This is a genomic window from Shewanella sp. 2_MG-2023 (assembly GCF_030548905.1).
Taxonomy (GTDB): Bacteria; Pseudomonadota; Gammaproteobacteria; order Enterobacterales; family Shewanellaceae; genus Shewanella; species Shewanella electrodiphila.
In genome coordinates, this window is sequence record NZ_JAUOSO010000050.1 from 1 (window position 1) to 843 (window position 843).

An 843-nucleotide genomic window follows, 5' to 3' on the forward strand; every position below is an offset into this window, starting at 1 on the left:
TTATAGCAGTGACACATATATCTATAATCTTGGCGATGGTAATGACACGATAGTGGATTATGACGGTGGTTATGCTAAAGCGGATAAATTGGTCTTTGGTGAAGGGATAAAACCTAGTGATATCGCCTTTAGGCGTATCGGTGCACACCTTATTTTTGTTGTGACAAATTCGGCCACAGGCGAAGAATCTACTATTACATTAGAAAATGCGGCCACGAGTAGCCTATACCGAATAGAGGCATTGCACTTTGCAGACGGCAGTATCATTGATGGTGACTTATTTGCGTCATTAGAAGTACAAGGTACTTCGGGTGATGATGTCATGGTTGGGATTAATGAGTCAGAGGTAATGCGAGGTTTCGCAGGCAACGACACATTATCGGGCGGTTTAGGTGATGACACGCTTGATGGTGGCGCGGGTGATGACTTATTGACGATTGGTAGTACGAGTTCAAGTGTGAGGTATAACACCAATACCTTTATCGGTGGTACAGGCAATGACCGTATGGTGGGCGGTTATAGCAGTGACACATATATCTATAATCTTGGCGATGGTAATGACACGATAGTGGATTATGACGGTGGTTATGCTACAGCGGATAAATTGGTCTTTGGTGAAGGAATAAGCCAAGCGGATATTTCGTTACTTGCTAATGGTGATGATTTAGTTGTTCAAGTGACAGACCCTGTAACTGGCGCAGTTTCGACTATTACGATTGAGAAAGCGGTGAACAGTAGTCTTAATAAGCTCGAGAGTATGGAGTTTAACGATGGCACAGTGGTTGAGGGTGATTGGATTACGCATTTTGGTATTGAGCAGCATGGTACTGCTGAAGATGACAG

The 843-nt window shown here is 43.7% G+C and carries 1 protein-coding gene; it reads left to right on the plus strand.

Annotated features, from left to right (window positions below; translation table 11 throughout):
• On the plus strand, positions 1-843 hold an 843-nt coding region (locus tag Q4600_RS21120; protein ID WP_303518504.1), incomplete at both ends, for a calcium-binding protein.